This window comes from Plantibacter sp. MPB07, assembly GCF_046619465.1.
GTDB lineage: Bacteria > Actinomycetota > Actinomycetes > Actinomycetales > Microbacteriaceae > Plantibacter > Plantibacter auratus.
On sequence record NZ_CP177043.1, the window covers coordinates 2,981,794 to 3,006,744 of the forward strand.

Genomic DNA, 24,951 nt, shown 5'->3' on the forward strand with positions numbered 1-24,951 from the left:
TCTTCACCCTCAGAACCGGCTCAGACGATGACGGGGCAGCCGTCACGGGCTACGCTCGGAAGATGCATATGGATGCCCCTCGCGGGCTGCAAGACCCCGACGAACTGGCCGAACGACACCGCATGCTGGCCGAGTCGCCGGCACTCGCGCCGCTGCGCGACTGGTCGGACGCGATGATGACCCGCCGAGGACGGCGGCAGGCGGACCTCGTCCTCCCGCTCGTCGACCCGGCCGATGCGGCCGTCAACGCGAAGACACTGATCCTCCTCGACGCCCCGGGGACCCTGGCCCCCGACAGCCTCGACGCCCCGGGATCCGGCTTCGCCTCGGTCGACAACGACGACCCGATCGCCGAGAGCCTCTGGAATCTGCGGAACGACATCGGCTTCGACGACGTCATGGTCTGGAACATCGTCCCGTGGTACCTGAGCGCCGGGCGGAAGAAGCCGAACGCGCCCGAGGTCGCTCAGGGAGCGATGGAACTGCGCGCCCTCCTGCCCCTCCTCAGGAACCTGCGCGTCGTCGTCCTCTGCGGACCCCACGCCCAGGACGGTTGGTGGAAGCACGTCGAGCCCCTGCTCGGCAACACCTACAGCGCCTTCAACGCTCCGCACCCCTCGCCGTTGTCGCTGAAGCAGCCGGGTCGTCGCGAGGAGATCGAGAAGGTCTTCGCCCGCGCCAAACAGGTCGCCGGCTGATCACATACCCCTGTTCCGCAACCCCCTCGCCCGTCGGACGAGGGGGTTGCGTGCATCCGAGGCCTCGTTAGGGTCGATGGACGAGGAGAGGAGCATCACATGGACATCGGCACCATCATCATCCTCGCCGCGCTCGTCCTCCTGGCGATCGCGGCCGTCTGGTACGTGTCACGGCGAGACCGCGCCGCACGCTCGGCCGACGAACACCATTCGCACGACAACGACGCGGAGGTCGAGCGCGAACGCGCGAGAGGCCTGGCCGAAGGCACCGGCGGCGTTCCGCGCCGTGGTGGCGGCCCGATGGGCGTCTGAGCCCACGAGATCGCAGAAACGGTCGCCATCCGCGAAGGATGGCGACCGTTTCCGCGTGTTCGGCGGTGAGCTCTAGACGAGCGGCGGGAGGCCGGCTGCGACGCGCGCGCCCAGCGTGCCGTCGACGGCGGTCCAGTAGGCGATGACCCGCGCACGGAGCTCGGGGCGCGTCACCTTCGAGACGTGGCCGATGATATTGCCGACGAGACGGTCGCGGGCGGCGTCGTCGAGCACCTCGCGCACGAGGGTCCCGGCCTGGCCGAAGTCGTCGTCCTCGGCGTGCAGCGTCGCGGCTGCCCGCACGAGCTCGCCGTCGGACTGCCAGCCGTTGGACTCAGCGGCACGCGCAGGGTCGGCGTGGGCGCCACCGACCGAGTTGGGTGCGTAGACCGGCGCGTCCGCGTCGTTGAAGGTGTAGCGCATGGCGCCTTCCTTCGAGTACGTGTGCACCGGCGCGTGCGGCGCGTTGACCGGCAGCTGTGCGTGGTTGGTGCCCACGCGGTAGCGGTGTGCGTCCGCGTAGCTGAAGATGCGGGCCAGGAGCATCTTGTCGGGGCTCGCAGCGATTCCGGGGACGAAGTTCGACGGCGCGAAGGTCGCCTGCTCGATCTGCGCGAAGTAGTTCTCCGGGTTGCGGTCGAGGGTCATCTTGCCGACCTCGATGAGCGGGTAGTCGCTGTGCGGCCAGACCTTGGTGAGGTCGAACGGGTTGAAGCGGTAGCCCGCGGCGTCGGCGTAGGGCATGACCTGCACGGAGAGCGTCCAGCTCGGGTGCTCCCCTCGCGTGATGGCCTCGGAGAGGTCGCGGATGTGGAAGTCGGCGTCCTCGCCGGCGATCTGGTCGGCCTGGTCCTGCGTGAGGATCTCGATGCCCTGGTCGGTCTTGAAGTGGTACTTCACCCAGAACCGCTCGCCTGCGGCGTTGACCCACTGGTAGGTGTGCGACCCGAAGCCGTCCATGTGGCGCCAGGAGCCCGGCAGACCGCGGTCGCCCATGAGCCAGGTGACCTGGTGCGCGCTCTCGGGGGAGAGCGTCCAGAAGTCCCACTGCATGTCGTGGTCGCGCAGGTGCGAGCCCGGGAGACGCTTCTGCGAGCGGATGAAGTCGGGGAACTTGATGCCGTCGCGGATGAAGAACACCGGCGTGTTGTTGCCGACGAGGTCGTAGTTGCCCTCGCTCGTGTAGAACTTCAGCGCGAAGCCACGGGGGTCGCGCCAGGTGTCGGGGCTGCCCTGCTCACCGGCGACGGTGGAGAAGCGTGCGAGCATCTCGGTCTCGACGCCCGGCTGGAACAGCGCGGCGCGCGTGAACTGGGAGACATCGCCGGTCGTGACGAACCGTCCGAACGCACCGCCGCCCTTGGCGTGGACGACGCGCTCCGGCACCCGTTCGCGGTTGAACTGCGCGAGCTTCTCGACCAGGTAGTGGTCGTGGAGCGCGATCGCTCCGTCTGCGCCGACGCTCTGCGAATGCTCGTCGCTCGCGACGGGTGCTCCGCTGTTGGTGGTGGTGTAGCTGGTCTCGGACATGTCTCTCCTCGAGGGTGGGGCTGGTCGGACGGTCGGATGGATTCAGCACTGCCACCTTGGCGGTGTCAGCTGACGATCGGCATGGAGGTGCCGTCGAGTGGTCTGTGGAACGGTGTCAGGCAGCATCCGCCTGGCACGCGGGGCATACGCCCCAGAACGTGATCTCGGCCGTGTCGATGACGTACCCCGCCGTGTCGTCGGGGTGCATGCATGGCGCCGCACCCTGCGTGCAGTCGACGTCGACCACGGCGCCGCACGAGCTGCACACCAGGTGATGGTGGTTGTCGTCGACGCGCAGCTCGTACCGGCCGGGATGGCCGTCCGGTTCGATCCTGCGCACGAGACCCGCTGCGACGAAGGCGTTGAGCACGCTGTACACGGCCTGTGGGGAGGTTTGCGGGGCTCGCGGCTTCAAGGACGCGACCACCTGCTCCACGTCGGCGTGCGGTGTCCGGGCGAGGATCTCGAGGACGGCGAGGCGTCCCGTGGTCACCCGCAGCCCGGCTGCCCGGATCTTCGTGTTGAAGTCGAACGTCGCCGACTCGACCTCCGATCCGTTCATGCAGCCACCGTACCGAGTTGTTTTGAATTAGTCAAAATAAGGACTTCCCCTCCGCATTGTCCCGCAGCCACCCCAACTCTAATATCAGATATGAGTGGTGGAACGGTGGGTGACGCCGGATGTGGAGAAGTCCCGGTCACGGCGGGGGAGCACCGGGCTACAGTTCGACCGTCAGCAGAGGCCGAAGCGAACGTCGCGTCTCCTCGGCCATGTCCACCGAATCACGGTCGAGCAGCCACTGCAGCTGGAGACCGTCCATCATCGCGATGAGCATGCGTGCCGCGCTCGCAGGCTCGACGCCGGCCACCAGCTGGCCCTCGCGCGCCATCACCTCGAAGGAGACGGTCATCCCGTCGATCAACCAGCTGTACCGCCGGACGAAGTGCTCGTGCGCCGGGTGGTCCGGTGAGGTCGCCTCGGCGGACAGCACGCAGTGGAGCTCGACGAGACCGGGGACGCGCATGTTGTGCTCGACGAGGCGGAGGAGCCCGCGGATGCCTTCGATGCCGCTCCCGATCTCGATGCCGGACTCCTCGCGATCCCGGTCGTCCCGGAAGTCGAGGATCGCGGCGAGCAGGTCGTTCTTGGTCGAGAAGTGGTGGAGGAGGCCTGCCTGGCTCATGCCCACGCGCTCCGCGACCTCACGGAGCGATCCACTGCGGAACCCCTGCTCGGCGAAGACGTCCATCCCCGCCTCGAGGATCTCCCGACGTCTTGCCGCCGTCTTGGCGTAGCTGCCGCGGGAGCGGCCCGTCTGCGTCACCGTCATCCTGCGATCGTATCGGGCGTGAGGACCGCCGGAGAAGGGTTCCCGAGGCGCCCCTAGCCCGCTCCTTCCCCAGGTGTCCACCCCGGCACTTCCCCAGGTCGCTGTCGTACGGTGTCGCCATGAGACGCCGCATCGAGCCCGTGTACGACGCCGCTGTCGGTGTCGGTCGCTCCCTCTTCGGCTTCTGGCGCCTGCGCCGTCACACCACCGGCATCGAACACCTGCCCGACGAGGGTGGCGCGGTGATCGCGATGACCCACTTCGGGTACCTCGAGTTCGCACTCGTCGAGTGGGCGACCGTGCTCCACAACCGCCGCCGTATCCGCTTCATGGCCAAGCAGGGCGCCTTCGACCAGCCCGTCGTGGGCCGCCTCCTGCGGAGCATGCGGCACATCGCGGTCGACATGCGCGCCGGCGCGGCCGCCTACGCCGACGCCGTCGCAGCGCTCCGCAGCGGCGAGCTCGTCGGGGTCTTCCCCGAGGCCGGCGTCAGCGCCTCGTTCACCGTCCGCGACCTCAAGTCGGGCGCAGTCCGCCTCGCGCAGGAGGCCGGCGTGCCGATCATCCCCGTCGCGGTCTGGGGCGGTCATCGCCTCCTGACGAAGAACCACCGGGTCGGCTTCCGCGAGCGGTTCGGGGTCCCCGTGCACTTCTCGTTCGGCGAGCCGATCGTCGTCGCGCCCGGCGACGACGTCGGTACGAGTACCGAGCAGCTCCGCGACCGCCTGCAGGGCATGGTCGACGAACTGCAACGCGACTATCCCGTCGACGGGACCGGGGCGTGGTGGCAACCTCGCGCCCTGGGCGGAACGGCGCCGACGCCCGCCGAGGCTGCAGCCGCCGACCTCGAACGCGAGCGCCGACGCGAGGCGCGTCGACAGACGGCGAGCTGAGCGCACGTCCGCCGCGGTCTATCCTGTGGAGGTGCCACCTCTGACCTCGACGACCCACCCAGCAGGGCATCGTCGCTCTGCCAGCCCGCGTCCCGAGCGGAGCGTGGCACCGTGAGTCGCGGGTGGAACGGCTTCGTCGCGAAGTCGACATGGCTTCCGAAGGCGTGGCGCGAACGCGCTGAACGTGCGCTCGCGGAGGACCCCTCGACGCCGGCCGCACCGGACACGGACGACGCCGAGTCCTCAGCGGACCACCCGCCGCGGCGCACGCCGGATCCCGCGCCGCGGACGACGCCGACGCCCCCTGCGCCGCAATCCACCGGCTCGGAGCCACTGGACGACCGCGAGGCGAACGCACCCCGGACACCCGTCGCCGGCCCGGACGTCCACGGGGAGGCGCCGGCCGACGAGCACTCCGCGACCCGCTTGGTGGACCCGGTCGCCCTCCCCGTCACCGCGTCGGCTCCGGTCGTCCCAATGAGCGTCGCCATCACCGATTTCGAGCTCGCCGACGACTCCGTCATCGGCCCGGCGTCCGTCCTCGACAACCTCGAGCTGACGAAGGCAGCCGTGACCCGCGTCGCGTCGGCGATCCTCACGACCGAGGGCCCGATCGCCGTCCCTCGCCTCGTGACCATCGTGGCCCGGCGCTTCGGCGTCGACCGGCCGTCCGAGGAGTCGCGCACCGAGCTGTCAGCGCTGGTGACGGAGGCGTTCGTCGTCCAGAACGGCTTCGCCTGGCCCACCGGACTCGACGTCGTCACGTGGCGAGGCGTCCGCCGGGTCGTGCATCGCGACCACCGCGCGGTCACGGACATCAGTCCCGCGGAGATCTGCAACGCCATGGAGCTCGTGATCACCGCGAGCCCCGAGCACGAGGTCGACCGCGAGCAGCTGCCGATGCAGGCGGCATCGGTGCTCGGCTACGGTCGCCTCGGTGAGACCGCTCGACGTTGGCTCGACCTGACGCTCGCCCAGGCGGTGCTCCACGGTCGTCTCGTCGAGGACGGCGACCGCATCCGCCTCCCCTGACGCGGGTCGTTCAGCGGACGGGCGGACCCTGCTGCCCGAACGGCAGGCTCGTGTCGGTGACACCGTCGATGAAGGCGTCCATGCGCTGGAGGTTGAACCGGCCCTGGTCGTTGAGCAGGAACTGGTACTCGTGCTCGAGCCCTGGCCGGAAGTCCGGGTTGAAGATCATCGATTGCACGTCCACACCGAGGCCCTGGAGCTTCGCCTTGAACTCGACCGACTGCGGGTAGAGCGGATCCCAGTTGCCGACCGTGATGTACGTCGGTGGATACTTCGCCGTCAGATAGTCGACGACGGACGCGGACGCCACCTCCGGCCGGGTCTTGTAGTCGCGCGCTCCGAAGTACGACCACAGCACCGTGTCGAGGAACCACCCGAAGCTGCCCTCGGCGTTGACCAGGCTGAGGTCGTAGGCCCCGCAGGCGAGGACCACCCCGGCGAGTTGCTCCGGTTCGATCGGCGATTCGACCTTGATGGAGCTGGCGTACTCCGAGCTCGTGACCACGTTCGCGACCTGGGCGGCGATCTGGGCACCGGCGGAATCGCCGGCGAGGATGAGCTTGGACGAGTCCACGTTGAGCGCGCGAGCGTTGGCGTCGAGGTAGCCGAGCGAGTCGGCGACCTGCTCGATGGGCAACGGGTACTGACCCTCGGGCGCGATCGTGTACTCGACCGCGATCGCCGTGTACCCCTCGCCGGCCAGCACGCGCATGTAGTTGGAGATGAGTTCCTTGCTGCCGGAGATCCACGCTCCACCGTGCACCCACACGATCGTCGGGAGGGCGGCACCACTGCCGCGCACCCCGTCGGGCGTGTAGACGTCGAGCAGCGCGTCCGCGTCGCCGGAGCGGTACGGGATGTCCTGTCGGACGTCGACCCCGTCGGGGACGTACTTCACGAGGTCGGATTGCACGACCTTCGCCCGCTCGTCGAACGCCATGCGGATGACCATCGAGCCCGGCCACGGGGTCAGCTGCAACCAGACGAAGATCACCAACGCGATGGCGAGGATCACGCCGATGATCCAGAACATCGTGTTGCGGACGACACGCAGGAAGCGCGCGAAACCCGAGCGAGGGGGTGCTGTCCTCAAGCGATTCACCTCCCGGCGGGTCTGGACGGCGGCGCTGCCTGGCGGAACACGAACCTCCAGTCTCGCATTCGATCGGACACCGGCGGCGTCCCGGAAGTTTTTCGACGGATTTCGTGACGAATGCCCGCCGAGCTGCGTCTTACCCGATGACCGGACATCATCACCGGTTTCCAACGCAGACGAAGGAGAACGCCATGAGTGCATCGGACAAGATCCAGAACGCCGCTGAGGACCTCGCGGGCAAGGCGAAGGAAGCCCTGGGCAAGGTCACCGGCGACGACAGCAAGGTCGCAGAGGGTAAGGCCGACCAGACGAAGGCCGACGCCAAGAAGGCCGGCGAGAATGTCAAGGACGCGTTCAAGCACTAGTCCTCGCGATACAGTGGCTGCCCCCGCCCACCGGCGGGGGCGGTAACACGGTCGACCGGCACCCCGTTCGATCCAGCAATCACATTTGGAGACATCATGAGTTTTCTCGGCTTCCTGCTGCTCGGCCTCATCGCCGGTGCCCTCGCCAAGGCGATCCTTCCGGGCCGTCAGGGCGGCGGCTGGTTGATCACGCTGCTGCTCGGCGTCGTCGGTGCACTGCTCGGCGGCTGGCTCGGCGGCATCCTCTTCGGCGCGAACCTGCAGGAGTTCTTCTCGCTGCAGACCTGGCTCCTCGCCATCGGCGGATCCATCGTCGTGCTCCTCATCTACGGCGCACTGACCCGCAACAAGAAGGCGTAAGCGCCTCCACACAGCACTCGGACGCCCGGCCCCTCCAAGGGGCCGGGCGTTCGTGCGTGTCGGAGGAAGGCCGGCGACCGCGGGGTGTCCGCCATTGAGGGGACTGTGCGACCTTCTGCGCCCTGTCAGGATGTCTGATGTTTGACGTCAGAAGCTGATATGAGAGGAGGTGGTCTCATGGACTTCTATCGAAAGTTGCTCGAGCTGCTCCGCGCGATCTGCGGCTGGGCCTGACCCGCACGGACGAACGCCCGGTCCACCAGGACCGGGCGTTCGTGCGTCGCGCTGCGACCCGAGTCAGGCGTGCTGGCCCTCGTGCTCGCCCTCACCGATCTCCTCGACGAGCTTCGCGTTGAAGGCCGGGAGGTCGTCGGGCGTCCGGCTCGACACGAGGCCCTGGTCGACGACGACCTCCTCGTCCACCCAGGACGCGCCCGCGTTCCGCAGATCCGTCTTGAGGCTCGGGTAGCTCGTGAGCTCACGACCGCGGACGACGTCCGCCTCGATGAGGATCCATGCGCCATGGCAGATGACCCCGACCGGCTTGCCCTGCTCGAAGAACGCCTTCGCGAAGGCGATCGAGGTCTCGTCTACGCGGAGGTCGTCCGCGTTGACGACGCCTCCGGGCAGCACGAGTGCGTGGTAATCGTCGGAGGAGGCCTCGGCGACCGCGACGTCGACGGGCTGGACGTGTCCGTTCTTGCCGGTCACGTCCTGGGTGGCGGGAGACACCAGTCGGGCGGTCGCTCCGGCTCCGGTGACCGCCTCCCAGGGGCTCGTCAGTTCACTGTCCTCGTAGCCGTCCGTGAGCAGGAAGGCCACCTGCTTGCCGTTGAGTGCTGCGCTCATCGTCGCTCCAATCCGTCAGCGTCGAGACACCGTCCAGCGCCTCGCCAGCGACGATACGCTCGGCTCCACATCTCGGACCCGGACTTCCGCCGAACGCGAACGGGGTTGCTCAGGCGTCGCAGGCGATACCGTCACCATCCCGATCGAGGTCGTAGACGTCGCTCCCGACGACGTACACCGGGCCGGGCGTGTACGCCGGTCCGTTGCCGCTTCCCCCGGCGCAGTCGACGTCGCTGGCGATCGGAACGCACTGCCCCTCGTAGTTCGGGTCACACCCTCCACCGGCCGGATCGGCGACGGGAGCGGGAGGCGGCGGAGCGGGTTGCCGCGTCCCGACGGACGTCACCTGCGCGACCGGTTGGACCGACACGAGCTGTGCGACGAGCTCTCGAGCGATCTCGACCCCGGCTCGCGTGGTGACGCGGTAGGTGTTCGTCTGCTGCCCGGGGACGCCCGTCGTCGTCACGACGACCTGACCGACGTCGATGTCCGGGTCCTGCACCTCGGTCACCGCGAACGGGATCTCCACCACCTCGGTCACCTCGGTGACGACCTCGGTCGGGGTGGGGGTCGGCGTGGCACTCGGCTTGGCGACGGACGTCCCCTCCGGAGCCGACAACAGCGCCGCCGGACGGGGCCCGACCGGGTGGATGGCCGCGTTGGCGCTTCCGCCCACGACGACCAGGCACAGGGCGGCACCGATCACGGCGGCCGCGATCCCGCGGTTGCGGATCCCGAGGGAGGAGACGCGACCACGGACGAGCGCGACCACGCCGATGACCACGGCAACGATGGCGACGAGTGCGAGCATCGCCCAGAACGCGCCACCGACGGCGCTGACGAGCAACAGTGCTCCGACCAGGCTGAGCAGGACGATGTGGAGTGGTTCGAGGCGGCGCGTTCGCGTGGCCCCGGCAGCAGCAGCAGGGACGGCGACCGGGGGAGCGGGCACGGCCGCCGGCATGCGTTGCCCACCCCAGCCGACTCCGGTCCACCATCGTTGCCGGCCGGGCTGCTCGGGATCGGGATACCAGCCTGCGGGAGAAGTCATGCCCTGATGCTGGGGCCCGGAGCACGACGGCACAAGGTCCCCGAGTGGGGCGGGAGGGGATTCCTCCCGTGCCGTGTCACGGCGCGTGTCAGAGGCCGACGAAGCGGATGGTCTGCTGCAGACGCGTGCGGATGTCGAACAGCTGGTTGCCGCCCATGCGGTCGACGCCCGGGAGACCGGTGCGGAGGAGGTCGGCCAGGCGGGAGCGCTCGACGAGGACCGTCACCGGATGCTTGCGACCGATGAACTCCACCGACTCCGGGGTGGCGCCGTCCGGCACGACGATGACGGAAGCCGTGAACTTCACCCGCGCCGCCTTCGCGACGGTCCGAGCCGAGCGCACGATCGACCGGACGGGCTCCTCGCGAGGATCGAGCGTCTCCCCGACGACCTCTCCACGGTGCACCCGGACCGGCCCACCCCAGTCCTCCGACTTGACCGCGAAGAGGCCGGTCGGGCCGAGGACGACGTGGTCGAGCTTCGCCTCGCCCGGCGCCAGGACGTCGTGCCAGACCGTGTATCCGATGCCGAGCGTCGCCACGGTGCGCGCCGTCTGCTCCTCGGCGAGCGCGTTGGCCAACTGGTGCCGGATCTCGCGCGGAGCCGAGCGGACGAGCTTCGGGTCGTAGGGGTCGTCGAGTGGGACACCACGGCCGACCCACTCCCGGATGAGCCCGAGGTAGGCCTCCCGCGAGTCTCCGCCGGGGTGTCCGTAGGCACGAGCGCGAGGGCGTGAGTCGGCGCGCTGCGTACCCGACCGACCAGTGGTCGACGCCGACCAGGTCGGAGCGTCGTCGTCGCCCGCGTCGGAGGACGGAACGTTGCGCCCGCGGTCGTAGGCGGCCCGGTCCTGCTCGGTTCCGACGCGCTCCCAGGCGAGCTGGACGGCGTTGAACTGCCGCGCGCTTCCGCCGAGGTCGGGGTGGGTCTCGCGCATGAGCCGTCGGTAGGCCCTCCGGAGCTCGTCCTGCGTCGCCGTCGTGCTCACGCCGAGCACCTCGTACGGGCTGGCTGAGAGTGGGCTCTCCGGCATGGAGGGTGGTCGCTTTCGTCGGCGGCGTCGGTCGGTCCGACACGGCAGACTATCGCCATCACCTGGAAGACCGCCCGAACCGGCACCCGGTCGGGGCTGTGGAGCATCGACTGGTCTCCCGCCTCACGGACGACGGCGTCCGCATCGCCCAGGCACGGTTCCACGGCGAGTAGGGCCAGCGTGCCTGAACACCTCAGGAGCTCGGCAGGAGGATGCCGTCGTCCAGCAGGGCGCGGACCCGGGGGATGAGTTCGGCGCGGAGTTCCGCCGCATCGACCTCGACGAGCTGGGCGATCGCGTCGATGATGGCTCCCAGGGTCAACTCGCCGTCGCAGGCCCCGACGAGCCCCGCCAGGCCCGTGTCGATGCCCACCGAGCGAGCCAAGCCGCCACCCTGCCGCAGCGTCATCGCCGTCGGGTCCTCGTCCCCGGGCCAGTAGTGGCGCTCCTCGGTGACATCGCCCGCGAGGATGACGCGTTCACCGAGCAGCTGGTCGTCGTCGAGCGCCACCTGCCAGTCGTGAGTGAGGAGACACACGGCGAGGTGCGCACCCAGCCCGGCGGAGTTCGAGCCCGCCTGCCCGTGCAGCCGCTCGAAGCGGCGCAGCGGAGTGGACGGGTCCGATCGACGGAGCAGCACGTACCCGAAACCGACGCCGGTCACGGCCCGAGCCGCGAAGTCGTCGAGCCAGGCTCCCGCGAGACGCTCGAACTCCGGCGTCCCGAGCCGTGTTCCACCGTCGCGGATCCAGGTCTCCGCGTATTCGGCCGGATCCTGCACCTCGCGCTCGATGACCCAGGCGTCGACCGGTTCCGGGCTGCGCTCCACCCACCCGGCCACGCGGTCGAGCCCGTCGGCGCCGTCTCGGTACTCCCAGTTCCCGAGGAACTGCGCGACCCCGCCGGGCGTCAGATGCCGGGCGACCTCGAGGAACACGGACTCGACGAGCGCATCGCCGACGAGACCGCCGTCGCGGTACTCGTAGCTCGGCACGCCCTCGGCACGCGGGGTGATGACGAACGGCGGGTTGGAGACGATGCGGTCGAACCGTTCACCGGCGACGGGTTCGAACATGCTGCCGTGGCGGAATTCGATCGAGTCGATGCCGTTCAGGCGCGCGTTGAGTGCGGCGAGCTCGAGGGCTCGTTCGGAGATGTCCGTCGCGACCACGTGATCCGCGATCCGCGACAGGTGGAGCGCCTGGATGCCGCACCCGGTCCCGAGGTCGAGTGCCGTTCCGATCCGCTCAGGGAGGATGATGCCGCTCAGGGTCATCGACGCGCCGCCGACCCCGAGGACGTGCTCCTCGCCGAGCTCGTGACCCAGCGCGAGTTCGCCGAGATCGGAGGCGATCCACCAGGCACCGCTCCCGTTGGCGTCGACCCAGGCGTACGGCCGCAGATCGATGGCCGGGGCGACGGATCCGTCGTCGCTCAGGCCGACGAGACCGAGCGCCACCGCGCCGTCGAGACCGAGCGACGGCAGTGCCCGCGTCGCGTCATCGGCCTCCACGGCGACACCGAGCACGAAGAGCGTCGCCAGCGTCGCGATCGGTTCCACCCCCGCGGTCCGGCGGCGTTCGTCGAGTGAGCGGATCGCCACGACCCGGTTGGAACGGTGCAGGGCGGCCTCGGCCGTCTCGCCCCAGAGGCCGCGCACCCGTTCCACCGTGTACCCGGCCGCGTCGAGGTCGGAACGGAGGAGGTCGATCAGTCGCTGGTCCACGCCCACCAGTGTGCCAGCTGCGGGGTGGGCCGAGCCGCCCACCCTGCAGCCGCCGTCAGCGATCCGTGGTGAGGATCGCGTCGAGGTCCTCATCGGTCTGCTCGTCGTGCTCCTCGGCCTCGCGCTGCGCGGCCTTCGCCGTGCGCTTCCGCTCGCGCTTCGCCAGACGGCGCTCGGTCCGGCGCTCTAGGAGCAGGTACAGCACCGGCACGAGGATGAGCGTCAGGAGCGTCGACGACACCAGGCCGCCGATCACGACGATCGCGAGCGACTGCGAGATGAACACCCCGCCGCCGGTGAGGCCGAGCGACATCGGCACGAGCGCGAAGATGGTCGCGCAGGCGGTCATGATGATCGGTCGCAGACGGAGTCGGGCCCCGTGCAGGACCGCGTCGTCGATGCCGTCGCCCCGAGCCCGGTACGAGTTGACCAGGTCGATGAGGACGATCGCGTTCGTGACCACGATGCCGATGAGCATGAGGAGGCCGATCATCGACGGGATACCGAGCGGGGTCCCCGTGATGAGCAGAGCCGCGATCGCGCCGGTCGCCGCGAAGGGCACGGAAACCAGCAGGATGAGCGGCTGCAAGAGGCTCCGGAACGTCGCCACCATGACGATGAAGACGAGCACGATCGCGATGAGCATCGCGAGGCCGAGCTGCGCGAACGACTCCTCCTGGTCCTGCGCGACGCCGCCGACCGACGCCGTGACGCCGTTCGGCAGGTCCAGGCCGTCGAGGCCCTCCCGGACGGCGAGCGTCGTCGCGCTGAGGTCGTCACCCGTCGGCGTCGCCGACACGGTCACGGTCCGGACGCCGTCGATGCGCGTGATCGCCGATGCGGCACGTTCCTCCGCCACCTGGGCGACGGCGCTGACCGGGATCGGGACGGCGCTGACGTTGGCGAGGTCCTTCTGCGCCTGGGTGAGGCGGTCCGCCTCAGCCTGCTGTTCGGCGGCCTCGCTCTCGGCGTCCCGCATCGCGGTCAGCTGCTCGTCGATGGTCGTGATCGAACCCTGAAGCTGGGAGATGGCGTCGCTCAGTCCGGCGAGTTGGGCGGCGCGGGCTTCGTAGGCCTGTCGTGCCGCCTCCTCCTCCGGAGTCGTGGGCGTGACCGGTGGCACCTCGACGGGAGCCGCCTGCAACGCGCTCAGCTGAGCCCGCAGGGCGTCGAGCTGCGATGCTGCGGTCGAGCGGGCCTCCTGGAGTTCCGAGCGCTGGGTCGCGGCCTGGGATGCCGCCTCGTCCTTCGCACGCTGGGTGGCCTCGTCCTGCTCGGCCGTGAGTGCGTCGGTCGCGGCCTTCTGGGCCGCGGCCTGCTGTAGCGCGCTGACCGGAAGGGGGAGCGCGGCGATCTCGGCCGGTGTCGTGCCGACCCGCTGCGAGCGCACGATGATGTCGCGAGACGAGCCCTCGAGGATGACCGAACCCATCGGCGTGCCTCGGAGCGCACTGGCGATGGCCTGGCCGACCTGTTCCTGCGTGAAGCCGTACCGGGCGGCGGCGGCGCGGTCGACGTTCACCTTGAGCAGGCCCTGCTCGTCGGCGAGGTCGCTCGTCGCATCGCGGAGGCCGTCCGTACCGCCGAGCATGTCCTGCACCGCGGCCGCAGCTGTGGCGAGCGCCACGGGGTCCTCACCCTGCAGCGTGACCTCCATGCCGCCACCGCCACCGGTGAATCCGCCTGCGGCGTCACCGACGGTGACCTCGCCGACGTCGTCGAGCTTCGCCACGGCGTCCCGGATGGTGTCGGCGACGCCCTCGCGTGAGCTCTCCTCACCGACGGTCACGCTGATCTGTGCCGTGTTGCTCGAGCCGTTCCCACCGACGGTGGTCAGGTACCCGGAGACGCCGGCGGTCTTCGCGAGGACCGCTTCGACGGCCGCGGCCGCGTCGCTGGTCACGTCGAGGCTCGTCCCCTCGGGGAGTTCCTGCGTGACCGTGACGGTGTTCTCACCCCCGATGTCGCCGAGGTAGTCGGTCTTCAGGAACCCGGCCGAGACGATCGTCCCGGCGAACACGACCGCCGCCACGAGCAGCGTCACGACCGGACGCTTCAGGGCGGTGCGCAGGACCGGCAGGTAGGCGCGCTGGAGCTTCGAGTACGCCTCGGACTCGTCCTCGACGACGGACTCCGCTTCGGTGGCCGCGTCGTCGGTGGTCTTGCCCACAGCCGGGGCGGAGGAGCCTCGCATGAACCAGTAGGCGAGCACCGGCACGATCGTGAGCGACACCACGAGGGACGCGATGAGCGCGACCGACACGGTGACGGCGAACGGTCGGAACAGCTCGCCGACCGTCCCGCCGACGAAGGCGACCGGGAGGAACACGGCCACGGTCGTGATCGTCGACGCCGTCACGGCCCCGGCGACCTCGCGGACCGCCTCGACGACACTCGTGGTCGTCATCGCCCGCCCGGTGTGCCGACGTTTGATGTTCTCGATCACCACGATCGAGTCGTCGACCACCCGCCCGACGGCGACGGTCAGCGCTGCGAGCGTGAAGATGTTGAGCGAGTAGTCGCCGATCCACAGACCGATCATCGCGATGAGGAGGGAGAGCGGGATCGACACGGCCGTGATGATCGTGGACCGGATCGACAACAGGAAGACCAGGATCACGATGATCGCGAACAACAGCCCCAGTCCGCCCTCGACGGAGAGGTCGTGGATGGACTGCTCGACCATCGGCGACTGATCGAAGACGACGGTGAAGGCCGCACCCGAGCCGAGCTCCTGCTCCAGCCCGGGGAGGGCGTCACGGATGGTGTGGGCGAGTTGGACGGCGTTGGCCGACGGGTCCTTGAGGATCGTGAGCGACAGCGACGGGAGACCGTCCGCCCGGGCGATGGAGGTCTCGGCTGCGGGCACGAGCTCCACGTCCGCGACGGCGGAGAGCGCGAAGGGACCGTCCTCATGTTGGATGGGCAGGGCCTGCACCTCGGCCAGCGAGCCGACGGGCGACCCGACCTCGATCGAGAGTTCCTTGCCGGCGTCGACGCTCGTCCCGGCAGCCGTGATGACACCACTCGCTTGGACGGCCGCCATGACCTCCTCTGCGGTCACCTTCTTGGCCGCGAGGTCGGCCGGACGCATCGTGATGACGAGCTGCGTGGCGTTCTCACCCGCGAGATCGACCTGGCGGACGCCCGCGATCCCACGGAGCGCGGGGAGCACGGTGGACTCGACCTTGCCCGCGAACTCGCCGGACTCGTCCTCGGACGCGACCGCGAGTTGCAGCACGGGGATGTCCTCGCTCCCACCGGCGTAGACCTCGGTGGTCGTGTCGTTCGGGAGCGTGCTCTTCAGGCCGGCGAGGGCGCTGCGGATGTCGCCGACGATCTTCTCGTCGTCCTGACCGAAGTCCCAGCTCACCTGCACGGACGTGGAACCGCTGACCGATGTCGAGGTGACGCCGGTGACGCCCTTGACCCCCTGGACCGCCTGCTCGACGGGCTTCGTGACCTCGCGCTCCACCGACGACGGCGATGCACCGGGATACGTCGCGGCCACGACGGCACCCGGCTGCTGCACGGACGGCAGGAGTTCCTGCTTCAGCGAACCGACCGCGAAGAGTCCGAAGGCCACGATCGCCGCGGTGATGAGGCCGACGATCAGTCGATTGGCGAGGCTGAGCCTCGTGAGGAATGACATGGAAGGACGGGCCTCTCGGTCGCGGAGTGGGCGCGATCCGCCCCACTCCACGCTATGGAGCGCCGCCACCGACCACATCCGCATGAGGATGGACCTGATGCGACCCCGGCATCCGCCGATCGGACGACATCGGTGGTCCTGCGGTACCAGCCTCGTCCGCGAGGGAGCTGCGCCTTGACGGCATGGTCCACCGATACCGGGCGTACCCTTGATACCCGAGTGCGCGCCGCGGGGTGCGCCGGAGCGAGGAGGGTACGTGGATCTGCAGGCCGTCGACCTCCCCAGGTTGCGCCGCGACGCACAGCTCGAGCGCGAGGTGATCATCGAGCACCGCGCCCGCGACGGTGAGGACCCCTGGGACTTCCTGCCTTCGATGCCGACGGTCGACGAGCTCGTCGTCGCCGTCCTCCGGGACGACGCGCTGCACGCCCGGGGTCTGGCCGCCCAGCACGCGATGGCGCGGCTCGCCGGGTACTCGTCGCTCGACGACGCCCAGGACCACCGCGACAACGCGGACCACTTGGAGTACGAGGTACTCCGTGAGATCGCCCGCGTGCACCCCGAGTTGACCCGAGCGGTATGGCGGATGTCCGGCAAGGTCGCCCGGCCGCCGTGGGAGGGCGACGACGCCGAGTAGATCGACGACGCCGCCCAGGTCACAGCGCCGCGGCGAGCCCCATGGCGACGACGGAGACCGTCATGCTCACCACCTCGACGACCACGACCCGCTCACGCCGTCGAGCCGCCTCGACCGCGATCCGCGTGGACAGGGCGACGAACCCCGCCATGCCGCCCGCCAGGAGCATGGCGGGGAGGGCACTGGTTCCGAACTGATGGCCTGCCGGGTGTATACCCGATCCGGCATATATACTCCCGGCGGCATGACCCGCCATCGCGCACACGAGCGCCGCCATGATGACGAGACCGCCTGAGGTGTGCACGGTCATCGCCGCACGGTGGCGCGTGACGGCGAGCGACACAGCGTCGTCGACCGGAGCCGGCAGTCCGGCGATGGACCGAAGCCGGACCGCCGAGGCGACGGCGAGGACGATCAGGACGACGGCCCAGAGCAACGGATGCAGCATCCCGACACCGGTCGCCAGGTCGAGCATCGCCGCGAGCATGACGATCGCGGCCACGAGGTCGAGGGGTTCGCGTCGGCCGCCGACGGTGCAACAGGCGCCGACGGCGGCCGGGACGAGCGCCCCGAGGTGGAGGACCTCGCTCATCGCCGCGACCTAGTGCCCGTGGCCACAGTGCTCCTCGGCGCCCTGGTCGTGACCTCCGTGTCCCGCGTGCGCGGCGCCGGTGTCGTGCGAACAGTGCCCGACCGCTTCGTTCGGCGGGACGTTCAGGGTCGGGTTCTTGCCGAAGAAACCGTAGGGCTTGAGCGTGAACCGGGCGTAGTCCACCGGCATCACCGGCCAGTCCTCTGGACGGGGGAAGTGCGTCGGTCCGAAGGTGTGCCAGAGCACGATGTCCTCGCCGTCGATCGACTCGTCGCCCTCGATGAACCGCGTGATGCCGTCGCCACCCGGGTTCTGGTGGACGAAGTCGCCCGCCGCGTATCGTTCAGCCGGGTCGTACTTCGTGACGAAGAGGTGCTTCGTCGCGAACTCCGCCCGCTTGGCGATCGACGACGACGCGTCGGCCATGAGCGTCGGCGACTCCTGCGGGTACAGCACGTACCCCGTCGGGCGTCCCATCCGGTTCGTCTTCTCCGTGTTGACGATGTGCCAGGCCCGAGCGGCCGAGCCGTCCGCCACGCGTCCGGACCCCGCTTCCGTGCTGAGCCGCGTGACCCGCTTCGTGAACGCGTTGCCGTGCTCGTTCCCCGGCCCGATCGGCACCCGGACCGCGTCCACCTCCTCGACCGCGTTCGACAGACCGTCGACCATCATGTCCAGACGGGCCGAGAAGAGGTGCTGGTGGTACGGCCCACCGAGCCCGGGCGCGACCTCCGAGGCGTACGGGTAGTCGGCGCCCTCCGCGTCGAGCCCGGGGTACGCCGAGGTGAACAGGATGCCCGTCAGCTTCGACTCGCACTCGATGGTGCCGTCGAGGTACAGGTACCAGTAGAACCCGTAGTCGTAGTTGCCGACGGTCGTGAAGAACGAGATGACCAGCCGACGCGACCGCCGGACCTCGTTCGAGCCGGTGTACAGGTCGGAGTGCTTCCAGAGGGTGCCGAAGTCCTCCTCGTGCATGCAGATACCGTTCTCGATCGTGAACGGGTTGCCGAGTTCATCGGCGAGCACCGCGTCGAAGTAGGTGATCTCGCCCACGCAGTCGCACCCGAGCGCCAAGGAGTTCGTGAACCGGCCGAACAGGTACTCTCCGGTGTCGAAGTAGTTCTGCCAGAAGCGCACGGGGGAGGGGTCACCGTAGGGGACCAGCATCTCGTTGATCGACGCCCGGTAGATGATCGGTCGTTCCTCGCCGGCATCGTCGAACGAGAGCTGATGGAGGACGAGGCCCTCACGGACGTCGAACCCGACCTGGAACCGCCAATTGCCCCACTCGACGAACTCGCCGTCGACCTGGAAGCTCGGACCCTCCGGCTGGGTGATGACGATCGGCTTGAGCGAGGAGAGCGGAGCACCCTGGACCGCCGGGTCGTCGAAGTTCCCGGGCTCCGCCGGGATCGCCAGGGCGGTCGCGTCGATCAGGCGGGTGATCCGCCGCGCCGCGGTGTCGACATAGGCGCTCAGCCCGTCGACGGGGTGGGCCCACGGGTGGTCGGCCGGGTAGTCCTGGCGGAACGCGAGGACCCGGACGATCCGACGCCCGACCTCCTCGGGATAGTCGTAGAAGCCTGCCGACAGCGGGACGACCTTCACCTCGTCGACCGTGCAGCCACGGGCGGCGAGGGCGGCGACCCACCCCTCGTCCTCCGCCACGATCTCCGCGATGGCGTCGAACTCCTCGATGAGGATCGGCAGTTGGCCGCGGGAGCCGTCCAGCACGACCGTGCTGAGCAGGGACCCGCTGTCGATGGACACCACGTTGTCCGTCGATCGACCCGTGGCCATGTCGAGCAGCATCACGCGGGCGAGGCGTTCCGGCAGTGGACCGTCGCCGGCCTGCCAGGCGAGCACCGCCCGCTTGTGGGGCTCCTCGAGGCCGACGTAGGCGAACCTAGTCGTCGCGGTGAAGTCGTCGAAGCCGGTGACGATGTCGCGGATGCGGTCGAACTCGGGTGCGGACAGGCTGGCGAGCGGGTGCTGGACGGGGGCGTCGCCGTCGGCGCTGCGCAGGGTGGTGGGGTCGGTGATGGTCATCGTGATGCTCCTGGTTCGGTGATGCGGGTGGTCGCGGGTGGCGAGGGGAAGGGTCGGATGGTCAACCGCCGATGGCGTCCATGACGTCGGCGTAGGCGGCCGGGCGACGACGACGCAGGTACGCGGCCTGCACGAGGCCGACGACGGGGCAGACCGCGATGAGGGCGAGGAGGACGGCGCTCACGGTTCCGAACACGGGGTTGCCGCCCGCATCCACGTCTCCCACCAGCATCGGGAAGTAGACGACGATCACGACGGCCGAACCGACGAGTCCGATGAACCCGAGGCCGGGTGCGACGACCGTGTTCCACAGCCGCCGATCCTGCTTCGTGCGAGCGAAGTACACGATCACCGCGAGGCTCGTGACCGCCATGAGGATCGCGATCGCGAGGGTCGCGACGCCGGCGAACCACGTGAACACCTGCAGGACGGGGTCGAGACCGAGCACGGCGAAGACGACGATCAGGATCGCTGCGGTTGCGCTCTGGACGAGCGACGAGGTGTGCGGCGAGAGGTGCTTGGGGTGGACGCCGCCGAGCCGGCCCGGCAGGACGCCGGCGTTCGACATCGTGTGCTGGTAGCGGGTGATGACGTTGTGGAAGGAGAGGACGCAGGCGAACATGCTCGTGATGAGGAGGACGTTGATGACGAGCTCTCCGACCGGACCGAGGTAGAGCAGCGTGGTGCGGAGGATCATCGCACCCGGGTCCTCACCGGCCACGGCGAGGACGTCGTCCGGCCCCCAGGCCATGACGAGCGCCCAGGAGGCGAGGGTGTAGAACAGGCCGATCCCGATCACCGCGATGTAGGTCGCCCGTGGGATCGTGCGGGACGGGTCCTTCGCCTCGTCGCGGAAGATCGCGGTCGCCTCGAACCCGATGAACGCCGCGATCGCGAACATCAGTCCGACACCGGGCGACCCGGAGAACACCTGCTCGGGCACGAACGGCTCGGCCGACAGCCCGTCGGCACCGCCGGTCACGATGACCGCCCCGGCGAGGACGAGGACGATCCCGACCTCCGCCACGAGCAGGACGCCGAGGACCTTCGAGCTGAGGTCGATGTGGCGGTAGCCGAGCAGACCGACCACGGCGATCGACGCGAGCGAGTAGACGTACCAGGGGATCTCCGGAGCGCCGAGACCGGCGAAGGTCACGCTCAACAGGTAGCCGATGTAGCCGTACACCGACACCTGGATGGTCGTGTAGGTCAGGAGGGCGAGGAACGCCGACGCGAGACCGGCCGGTTTGCCGAGCCCGTATCCGACGAAGGTGAAGAAGGCACCCGGCTTGGGCACATGCCGGGTCATGGCCGAGAGTCCGACGGCGAACAGCAGGAGGATCACCGCGGACACGACGTACATGCTCGGGAAGCCGACCCCGTTGCCGAGCAGGATGCCGAGCGGTGCGGCTCCACCGACGACCGTCAACGGCGACGCCGCGGCGACGACCATGAAGACGATGGCGGTGACGCCGAGCGATCCCTTCAGGGACCGGGTGGGCTGTCCGGCATCGGTGGCCGGACCTTTCGTGACGGTCATGGACACTCCTCGAGCAATGCGGCGGTATCGGGACGAGGCCAGCATCCCGGTCTCCTGTTGCCGCCTCGTCTCGTCGCCGTAACACCTGCTCGGCACCGAATGAGACCGGTCGACACCGCTGTCTCATTTGACGGTCATGAAGCCGAAACACGCCCGCCACGCCGGTGCAACGGGACGCGCCTAGCCTGAACGACGAGGAGGAGGTGAGGGACGTGACGGCTCTGGAACGCGCGATCAGCAATCCTCCGAGCGTCCGTGGTCTCGAGTCCCGGTCACCAGTCGACGGCCTCCAGCGGCGCAGTGTCGGGTTCATCGACGTGTTCGCCCAGTCCGTCTCGGCAGTGGCGCCGTCTGCCGCTGCGACGACGATCCCGTTGATCGTCACCGTGACCGCGGGCGGGGCGACCATGTGGTCGCTCGCCATCGCGATGCTGCTGTCGTTGCTCGTCGCCACCACCGTGAACGTGTTCGCGAAGCGCATCGCCGCGACCGGCTCGCTGTACACCTTCGTCTCCAAGGGGCTCGGAACGGGTGCGGCCTTCGTCACGGGCGTCGCGCTGCTCATCGGGTACGGCTTCATCGCCATGTTCGCCCTGGCCGGAGCCGGGTACTACCTGTCGATCCTGCTGCACCGGTTCTGGCCCGGCATGCCGAGTTCGACGGGTGTCGTGTCCGCACTGCTCGTCTGCATGGCCATGGTCTGCCTCGTCGTACTCGTCCGCGGGATCCACCTGTCCACCCGGGTGACCCTGATCGTGGAGAGCGCCTCGGTCGCGATCATCCTCATCCTCGTGGGCGTGCTCCTGTCGCAGCTGGGACCGACGCCCGATTGGGCGGTGCTCGGGCTGGACGCCTCCCCGGAACACCTCGCGGTCGGATCGGTCCTCGCCGTGACCGCCTTCGTCGGATTCGAGAGCTCCTCGACGCTGGGCGTCGAAGCCCGCCGGCCCTTCGCGAGCATCCCACGGTCCCTGGTCTGGACCGTCGTCGGCGCGGGTCTCCTCTTCCTCGTCACCTCGTACAGTCAGCTGGCGGGCTTCGCGGCGTTGGGGGAGGACATCACCGCGACGCGGACGCCCATCAACGACCTGGCGCTGGCCTCCGGGGTCGAATGGATGGGACTGCTGCTCGACCTGTCCGTCGCGGCCTCGTTCCTCGCCTGTGCGATCGCCTCCATCACGGCGTTCTCGCGGGTCGTCTTCTCGATGGGTCGAGAAGGGGTCCTCCCGTCGCGCCTCGGGACCACGCACGGCCGGTTCCGAACGCCCCACGTGGCGATCATCACGGCTCTGGCGATCGTCACGCCCGTCTCGGTGCTCGCCCTCCTGCTGACCGGAGGAGCCTGGGCGGCCATGCAGGTCCTCATCGTCGTGGCCGCGGCCGGGTACATCACCGCCTACGTCCTCGTCTGCATCGCAGCCCCGGTCTTCCTCTGGCGGATCGGAGAACTGACGCTCTGGCCGCTCCTGCGCGCGGTGGTGGCCGGGGTGCTGCTGTCCGTCGCGCTCGTCGTCTACCTGGTCGTCGAGAGCACCGGCGAACGGGGCGTCGGCGTCTGGGTGTTCCTCGTCACGATGGCGCTCGGTATCACGATCTGGGCGATCCGGCATCGACGCCGACCGTGGCTGAGTTCGACCGTGGGGGTCTACGACGAGACGGTGAGCGCCGACGTGCTCGGCGGACCGTCCGCGGAGCACCGGTGAGCGGCGCGGGCGAGCTCCGCGCCCGACAGCCGAAGGCCGTGCACAGCGCGCTCACCGTGCTCGAAGAGGTCGCGCGATGCGGTGCCGGTGTGACGGCGCAGGAGGTCTCAGCCGGACTCGACATGCCGAGGGCGACCACCTACCGACTGCTCAACCTCCTCGTCCAGGACGAATACCTCGTCCGCATGCCCGACCTGCGCGGATTCGCACTCGGGCGGAAGGTCGTCGAGCTCGCCCATCTCGTCGCTCCGGCCCCACCCCCGCTCGCTGCGCGCGAGGTGATCGGACGATTGCGGTCGAGCGTCCGAGGAGGCGTCCACCTCGTGCGGTACGAGGGCGATCGGATCAGGATCGCGGATGCGGATCCCGACTTCCCGTTGAGTGACGCGCAGCGGATCGTCAGGCGCCTCGACACCTCCGCGATCGGGCGCCTCCTTCTGCACGAGCTCGCTCATGGCGGATACGACTGGTCAGGACTCGTCCAACGGCCGTTCCGGGACGCCGAGCCGTTGATCCGCGACGTCGAACGACTCGGGTATGCACGACAGGTGGGTGAGGTGACGCCCGGTCACGGTTGCCTCGTGGTCCCGATCCGGGACGACCGCGGCGGTCTCGTCGCGGGGCTGTCGCTCTCGGCACCCAGTGAGCGGATCGAGCGCCCCGCCGCACTCCTGGACCTCTTGCTCGACGGCTCGCACCAGCTGCAGCCGCTCCTCGTCTGACCACCGGATGTCCGTGTGACATCAGCCTCGAGAAGGCGCATAATCAGAATATGCAGCCAGCTGATCGTTTCCGCGCATGACGGAGTCCACGCCTTCCGCGAAGCCTGAGCGCTCGCCGTCGGACCGTCGCAAATGGCTCGGCCTCGTCGTCATCAGCATCGCCGTCGCCCTCATCATCGTCGACTCGACGATCGTCAACGTGGCGATCCCGTCGATCGTCGACGACCTCGGGATCTCCTCGACCCAGGTGCAGTGGGTCCAGGAGTCCTACACGCTCGTCTTCGCCGCACTGCTCATCGTGTTCGGCACGCTCGCCGACCGGTTCGGCCGTCGTCGCATGCTGCTCATCGGCGTCGTGGTCTTCGGCGGAGCCTCCGTCTTCGCCGCCATCGCGCCGACGGGCGACCTCCTGATCCTGTCCCGAGTCATCCAGGGCGTCGGCGGCGCGATGATCCTGCCGACGACCCTCTCCATCATCAACGCGACCTTCCGAGGCCGCGACCGTGCGATCGCCTTCGCGGTCTGGGGCTCCACGATCGGGGGCATGGTGGCGGTCGGTCCGCTCCTCGGCGGCTGGCTCACCACCGACTTCTCCTGGCGCTGGGCGTTCGGGATCAACGTGCCGCTCGGTGTCCTCATCATCGTCGGACTGCTCCTGTTCGTATCGGAGTCGCGGGAACCCGCGACCGACCGCATCGACGCCGTCGGCGCCGTCCTGTCGATCCTGACGAGCGCGTCCCTCGTCTACGGACTCATCGAGGGCCGGAGTCTCGGGTGGTGGCTCACGGACAACCCGCTCGTCATCGGGGACTGGACCTGGCCGTTCAGCCTCTCCCCGGTACCCGTGGCACTCATGGTCACGGTCCTCGCAGGTGTCGCGTTCGTCCTCTGGGGACGCCACCGGATGCGCCAGAGGCGCAGCACGATCATCGCGTTCTCCCTGTTCTCACTGCCGTCGTTCCGGAACGGCAACATCGCCGCCCTCATCGTCTCGCTGGGGGAGTTCGGCATCATCCTCTCGCTGCCGATCTGGCTCCAGTTCGTCCTCGGCTACAGCGCACTGCAGACCGGTCTGATCCTCCTGGCCCTCGCGATCGGTTCCTTCGTCGCGAGCGGGTTCGCCGGCGCGTTCGGCAACCGGGTCGCGCCCGTCCTGATCGTCCGCGTCGGCATCGTCGCGGAGATCATCGGTGTCGCGGGCATCGGGCTGGTCGTCGGGCCGGCGACCGAATGGTTCGCGATCGTGCCGTTCCTGTTCGTCTACGGCTTCGGCGTCGGTCTCGCCACCGCACAGCTGACGGGCGTCGTCCTGAAGGACGTGCCCGTCGAGCAGAGCGGCCAGGGCTCCGGGACGCAGAGCACGGCGAGGCAGATCGGCTCGGCACTCGGTATCGCCGTCCTCGGGACCATCCTCTTCGTGAGCACGGCGTCGGTCCTCGACGGACGACTCGAGGACGCCGGTGTGCCGACCGCGCAGCGCGACGCCCTCGTGACGAGTGTCGTCGACAGCTCGGGCGCCGCCATCGCCGGTCTCGACGCGAACCCGGCGACCGCGACGGTGGCCGAGGACGCCAGGATCGCCCTGTCGGACGGCACCCGCTCCGCGGCGTTCGCGGCCGCAGGATTCCTGGCCGTCGGCTTCCTCGCCACCCTGTCGCTCGGCGCCGGGCGCCGGGAGGACCGAGAGGACGAAGCCGGAGCACGAGCGGACGGGACGCACTCCTCCGAGACGTCCGACCCGGCCCCGCGGGCGTAGGACGCGAGGCCGCCTCACACC

22 protein-coding genes are annotated in these 24,951 nt (G+C 69.3%); 10 read left to right on the forward strand and 12 right to left on the reverse strand.

Going from position 1 to position 24,951, the window contains the following annotated elements; genetic code table 11:
• The first annotated feature begins 62 nt into the window (after positions 1–62).
• A complete protein-coding gene (locus tag ACLIME_RS13805; protein WP_411557274.1) occupies positions 63–698 on the forward strand; it encodes a uracil-DNA glycosylase in 636 nt (211 codons plus the stop codon).
• A 99-nt stretch (positions 699–797) separates the two neighbouring features.
• Complete coding sequence (locus tag ACLIME_RS13810; RefSeq protein ID WP_086472454.1) at positions 798–1,010, forward strand: hypothetical protein; 213 nt, start codon at positions 798–800, stop codon at positions 1,008–1,010.
• A 72-nt stretch (positions 1,011–1,082) separates the two neighbouring features.
• On the opposite strand, the gene ACLIME_RS13815 is transcribed toward ACLIME_RS13810, so the two are convergent.
• From ACLIME_RS13815 to ACLIME_RS13825, 3 genes are all read right to left on the reverse strand, one after another.
• Entirely contained in the window at positions 1,083–2,540 is a 1,458-nt protein-coding gene (locus ACLIME_RS13815) for a catalase (protein WP_079704299.1), read from the reverse strand.
• A gap of 115 nt (positions 2,541–2,655) precedes the next feature.
• Complete coding sequence (locus tag ACLIME_RS13820; RefSeq protein ID WP_411557275.1) at positions 2,656–3,102, reverse strand: Fur family transcriptional regulator; 447 nt, start codon at positions 3,100–3,102, stop codon at positions 2,656–2,658.
• A gap of 157 nt (positions 3,103–3,259) precedes the next feature.
• On the reverse strand, positions 3,260–3,871 hold the full coding sequence (locus tag ACLIME_RS13825) for a TetR/AcrR family transcriptional regulator (RefSeq protein WP_064294065.1): 612 nt from the start codon (positions 3,869–3,871) through the stop codon (positions 3,260–3,262).
• A gap of 119 nt (positions 3,872–3,990) precedes the next feature.
• On the opposite strand from ACLIME_RS13825, the gene ACLIME_RS13830 reads away from it, so the two are divergent.
• Both ACLIME_RS13830 and ACLIME_RS13835 read left to right on the forward strand, forming a co-directional pair.
• Complete coding sequence (locus tag ACLIME_RS13830) at positions 3,991–4,764, forward strand: lysophospholipid acyltransferase family protein (protein ID WP_079704300.1); 774 nt, start codon at positions 3,991–3,993, stop codon at positions 4,762–4,764.
• A gap of 111 nt (positions 4,765–4,875) precedes the next feature.
• On the forward strand, positions 4,876–5,796 hold the full coding sequence (locus ACLIME_RS13835) for a hypothetical protein (protein ID WP_411557276.1): 921 nt from the start codon (positions 4,876–4,878) through the stop codon (positions 5,794–5,796).
• A gap of 10 nt (positions 5,797–5,806) precedes the next feature.
• Here the strand turns inward: ACLIME_RS13835 and ACLIME_RS13840 are convergent, their stop codons facing one another.
• On the reverse strand, positions 5,807–6,889 hold the full coding sequence (locus ACLIME_RS13840; protein ID WP_161578587.1) for an alpha/beta hydrolase: 1,083 nt from the start codon (positions 6,887–6,889) through the stop codon (positions 5,807–5,809).
• Positions 6,890–7,083: 194 nt separating this feature from the next.
• Here ACLIME_RS13840 and ACLIME_RS13845 point away from each other — a divergent pair, with 194 nt between their 5' ends.
• The gene (locus ACLIME_RS13845) at positions 7,084–7,257 is read left to right on the forward strand and encodes a CsbD family protein (RefSeq protein ID WP_064294062.1); all 174 of its coding nucleotides are present in this window, start codon (positions 7,084–7,086) and stop codon (positions 7,255–7,257) included.
• Positions 7,258–7,353: 96 nt separating this feature from the next.
• Positions 7,354–7,617: a GlsB/YeaQ/YmgE family stress response membrane protein gene (locus ACLIME_RS13850; protein WP_064294061.1), complete on the forward strand. Its 264-nt coding sequence runs from the start codon at positions 7,354–7,356 to the stop codon at positions 7,615–7,617.
• A 297-nt stretch (positions 7,618–7,914) separates the two neighbouring features.
• On the opposite strand, the gene ACLIME_RS13855 is transcribed toward ACLIME_RS13850, so the two are convergent.
• The 5 genes from ACLIME_RS13855 to ACLIME_RS13875 all read right to left on the reverse strand — a co-directional run bounded on the left by ACLIME_RS13855 (position 7,915) and on the right by ACLIME_RS13875 (position 15,928).
• Positions 7,915–8,466, reverse strand: a complete 552-nt coding sequence (locus tag ACLIME_RS13855; RefSeq protein ID WP_079704303.1) for a type 1 glutamine amidotransferase domain-containing protein — start codon at positions 8,464–8,466, stop codon at positions 7,915–7,917.
• A 109-nt stretch (positions 8,467–8,575) separates the two neighbouring features.
• Positions 8,576–9,517 carry a G5 domain-containing protein gene (locus ACLIME_RS13860; RefSeq protein WP_411557277.1) on the reverse strand — a complete coding sequence of 314 codons (942 nt, stop codon included), beginning with the start codon at positions 9,515–9,517 and terminating at the stop codon, positions 8,576–8,578.
• Positions 9,518–9,605: 88 nt separating this feature from the next.
• Positions 9,606–10,550 carry a J domain-containing protein gene (locus tag ACLIME_RS13865; RefSeq protein ID WP_079704305.1) on the reverse strand — a complete coding sequence of 315 codons (945 nt, stop codon included), beginning with the start codon at positions 10,548–10,550 and terminating at the stop codon, positions 9,606–9,608.
• Positions 10,551–10,743: 193 nt separating this feature from the next.
• Positions 10,744–12,369, reverse strand: a complete 1,626-nt coding sequence (locus tag ACLIME_RS13870; protein ID WP_411557278.1) for a methyltransferase — start codon at positions 12,367–12,369, stop codon at positions 10,744–10,746.
• Positions 12,332–15,928 carry an efflux RND transporter permease subunit gene (locus ACLIME_RS13875; protein WP_411557279.1) on the reverse strand — a complete coding sequence of 1,199 codons (3,597 nt, stop codon included), beginning with the start codon at positions 15,926–15,928 and terminating at the stop codon, positions 12,332–12,334. The genes ACLIME_RS13870 and ACLIME_RS13875 overlap by 38 nt, the downstream gene beginning before the upstream one ends.
• A 256-nt stretch (positions 15,929–16,184) precedes the next feature.
• Here ACLIME_RS13875 and ACLIME_RS13880 point away from each other — a divergent pair, with 256 nt between their 5' ends.
• Positions 16,185–16,565, forward strand: coding sequence for a hypothetical protein (locus tag ACLIME_RS13880; protein WP_064294055.1), 381 nt, complete (start codon positions 16,185–16,187; stop codon positions 16,563–16,565).
• Positions 16,566–16,584: 19 nt separating this feature from the next.
• Here the strand turns inward: ACLIME_RS13880 and ACLIME_RS13885 are convergent, their stop codons facing one another.
• The 3 genes from ACLIME_RS13885 to ACLIME_RS13895 form a co-directional block, all read right to left on the reverse strand.
• On the reverse strand, positions 16,585–17,157 hold the full coding sequence (locus ACLIME_RS13885; RefSeq protein ID WP_411557280.1) for a hypothetical protein: 573 nt from the start codon (positions 17,155–17,157) through the stop codon (positions 16,585–16,587).
• A gap of 9 nt (positions 17,158–17,166) precedes the next feature.
• Positions 17,167–19,209 carry a primary-amine oxidase gene (locus tag ACLIME_RS13890; protein ID WP_411557281.1) on the reverse strand — a complete coding sequence of 681 codons (2,043 nt, stop codon included), beginning with the start codon at positions 19,207–19,209 and terminating at the stop codon, positions 17,167–17,169.
• 61 nt (positions 19,210–19,270) lie between these two features.
• The gene (locus ACLIME_RS13895) at positions 19,271–20,749 is read right to left on the reverse strand and encodes an APC family permease (protein WP_159876496.1); all 1,479 of its coding nucleotides are present in this window, start codon (positions 20,747–20,749) and stop codon (positions 19,271–19,273) included.
• 212 nt (positions 20,750–20,961) lie between these two features.
• On the opposite strand from ACLIME_RS13895, the gene ACLIME_RS13900 reads away from it, so the two are divergent.
• The 3 genes from ACLIME_RS13900 to ACLIME_RS13910 all read left to right on the forward strand — a co-directional run bounded on the left by ACLIME_RS13900 (position 20,962) and on the right by ACLIME_RS13910 (position 24,930).
• Positions 20,962–22,452, forward strand: a complete 1,491-nt coding sequence (locus tag ACLIME_RS13900) for an APC family permease (RefSeq protein ID WP_124767825.1) — start codon at positions 20,962–20,964, stop codon at positions 22,450–22,452.
• Entirely contained in the window at positions 22,449–23,174 is a 726-nt protein-coding gene (locus ACLIME_RS13905) for an IclR family transcriptional regulator (protein WP_411557282.1), read from the forward strand. The genes ACLIME_RS13900 and ACLIME_RS13905 overlap by 4 nt, the downstream gene beginning before the upstream one ends.
• A 76-nt stretch (positions 23,175–23,250) precedes the next feature.
• The gene (locus ACLIME_RS13910; protein ID WP_411557283.1) at positions 23,251–24,930 is read left to right on the forward strand and encodes a DHA2 family efflux MFS transporter permease subunit; all 1,680 of its coding nucleotides are present in this window, start codon (positions 23,251–23,253) and stop codon (positions 24,928–24,930) included.
• Positions 24,931–24,951 lie beyond the last annotated feature (21 nt).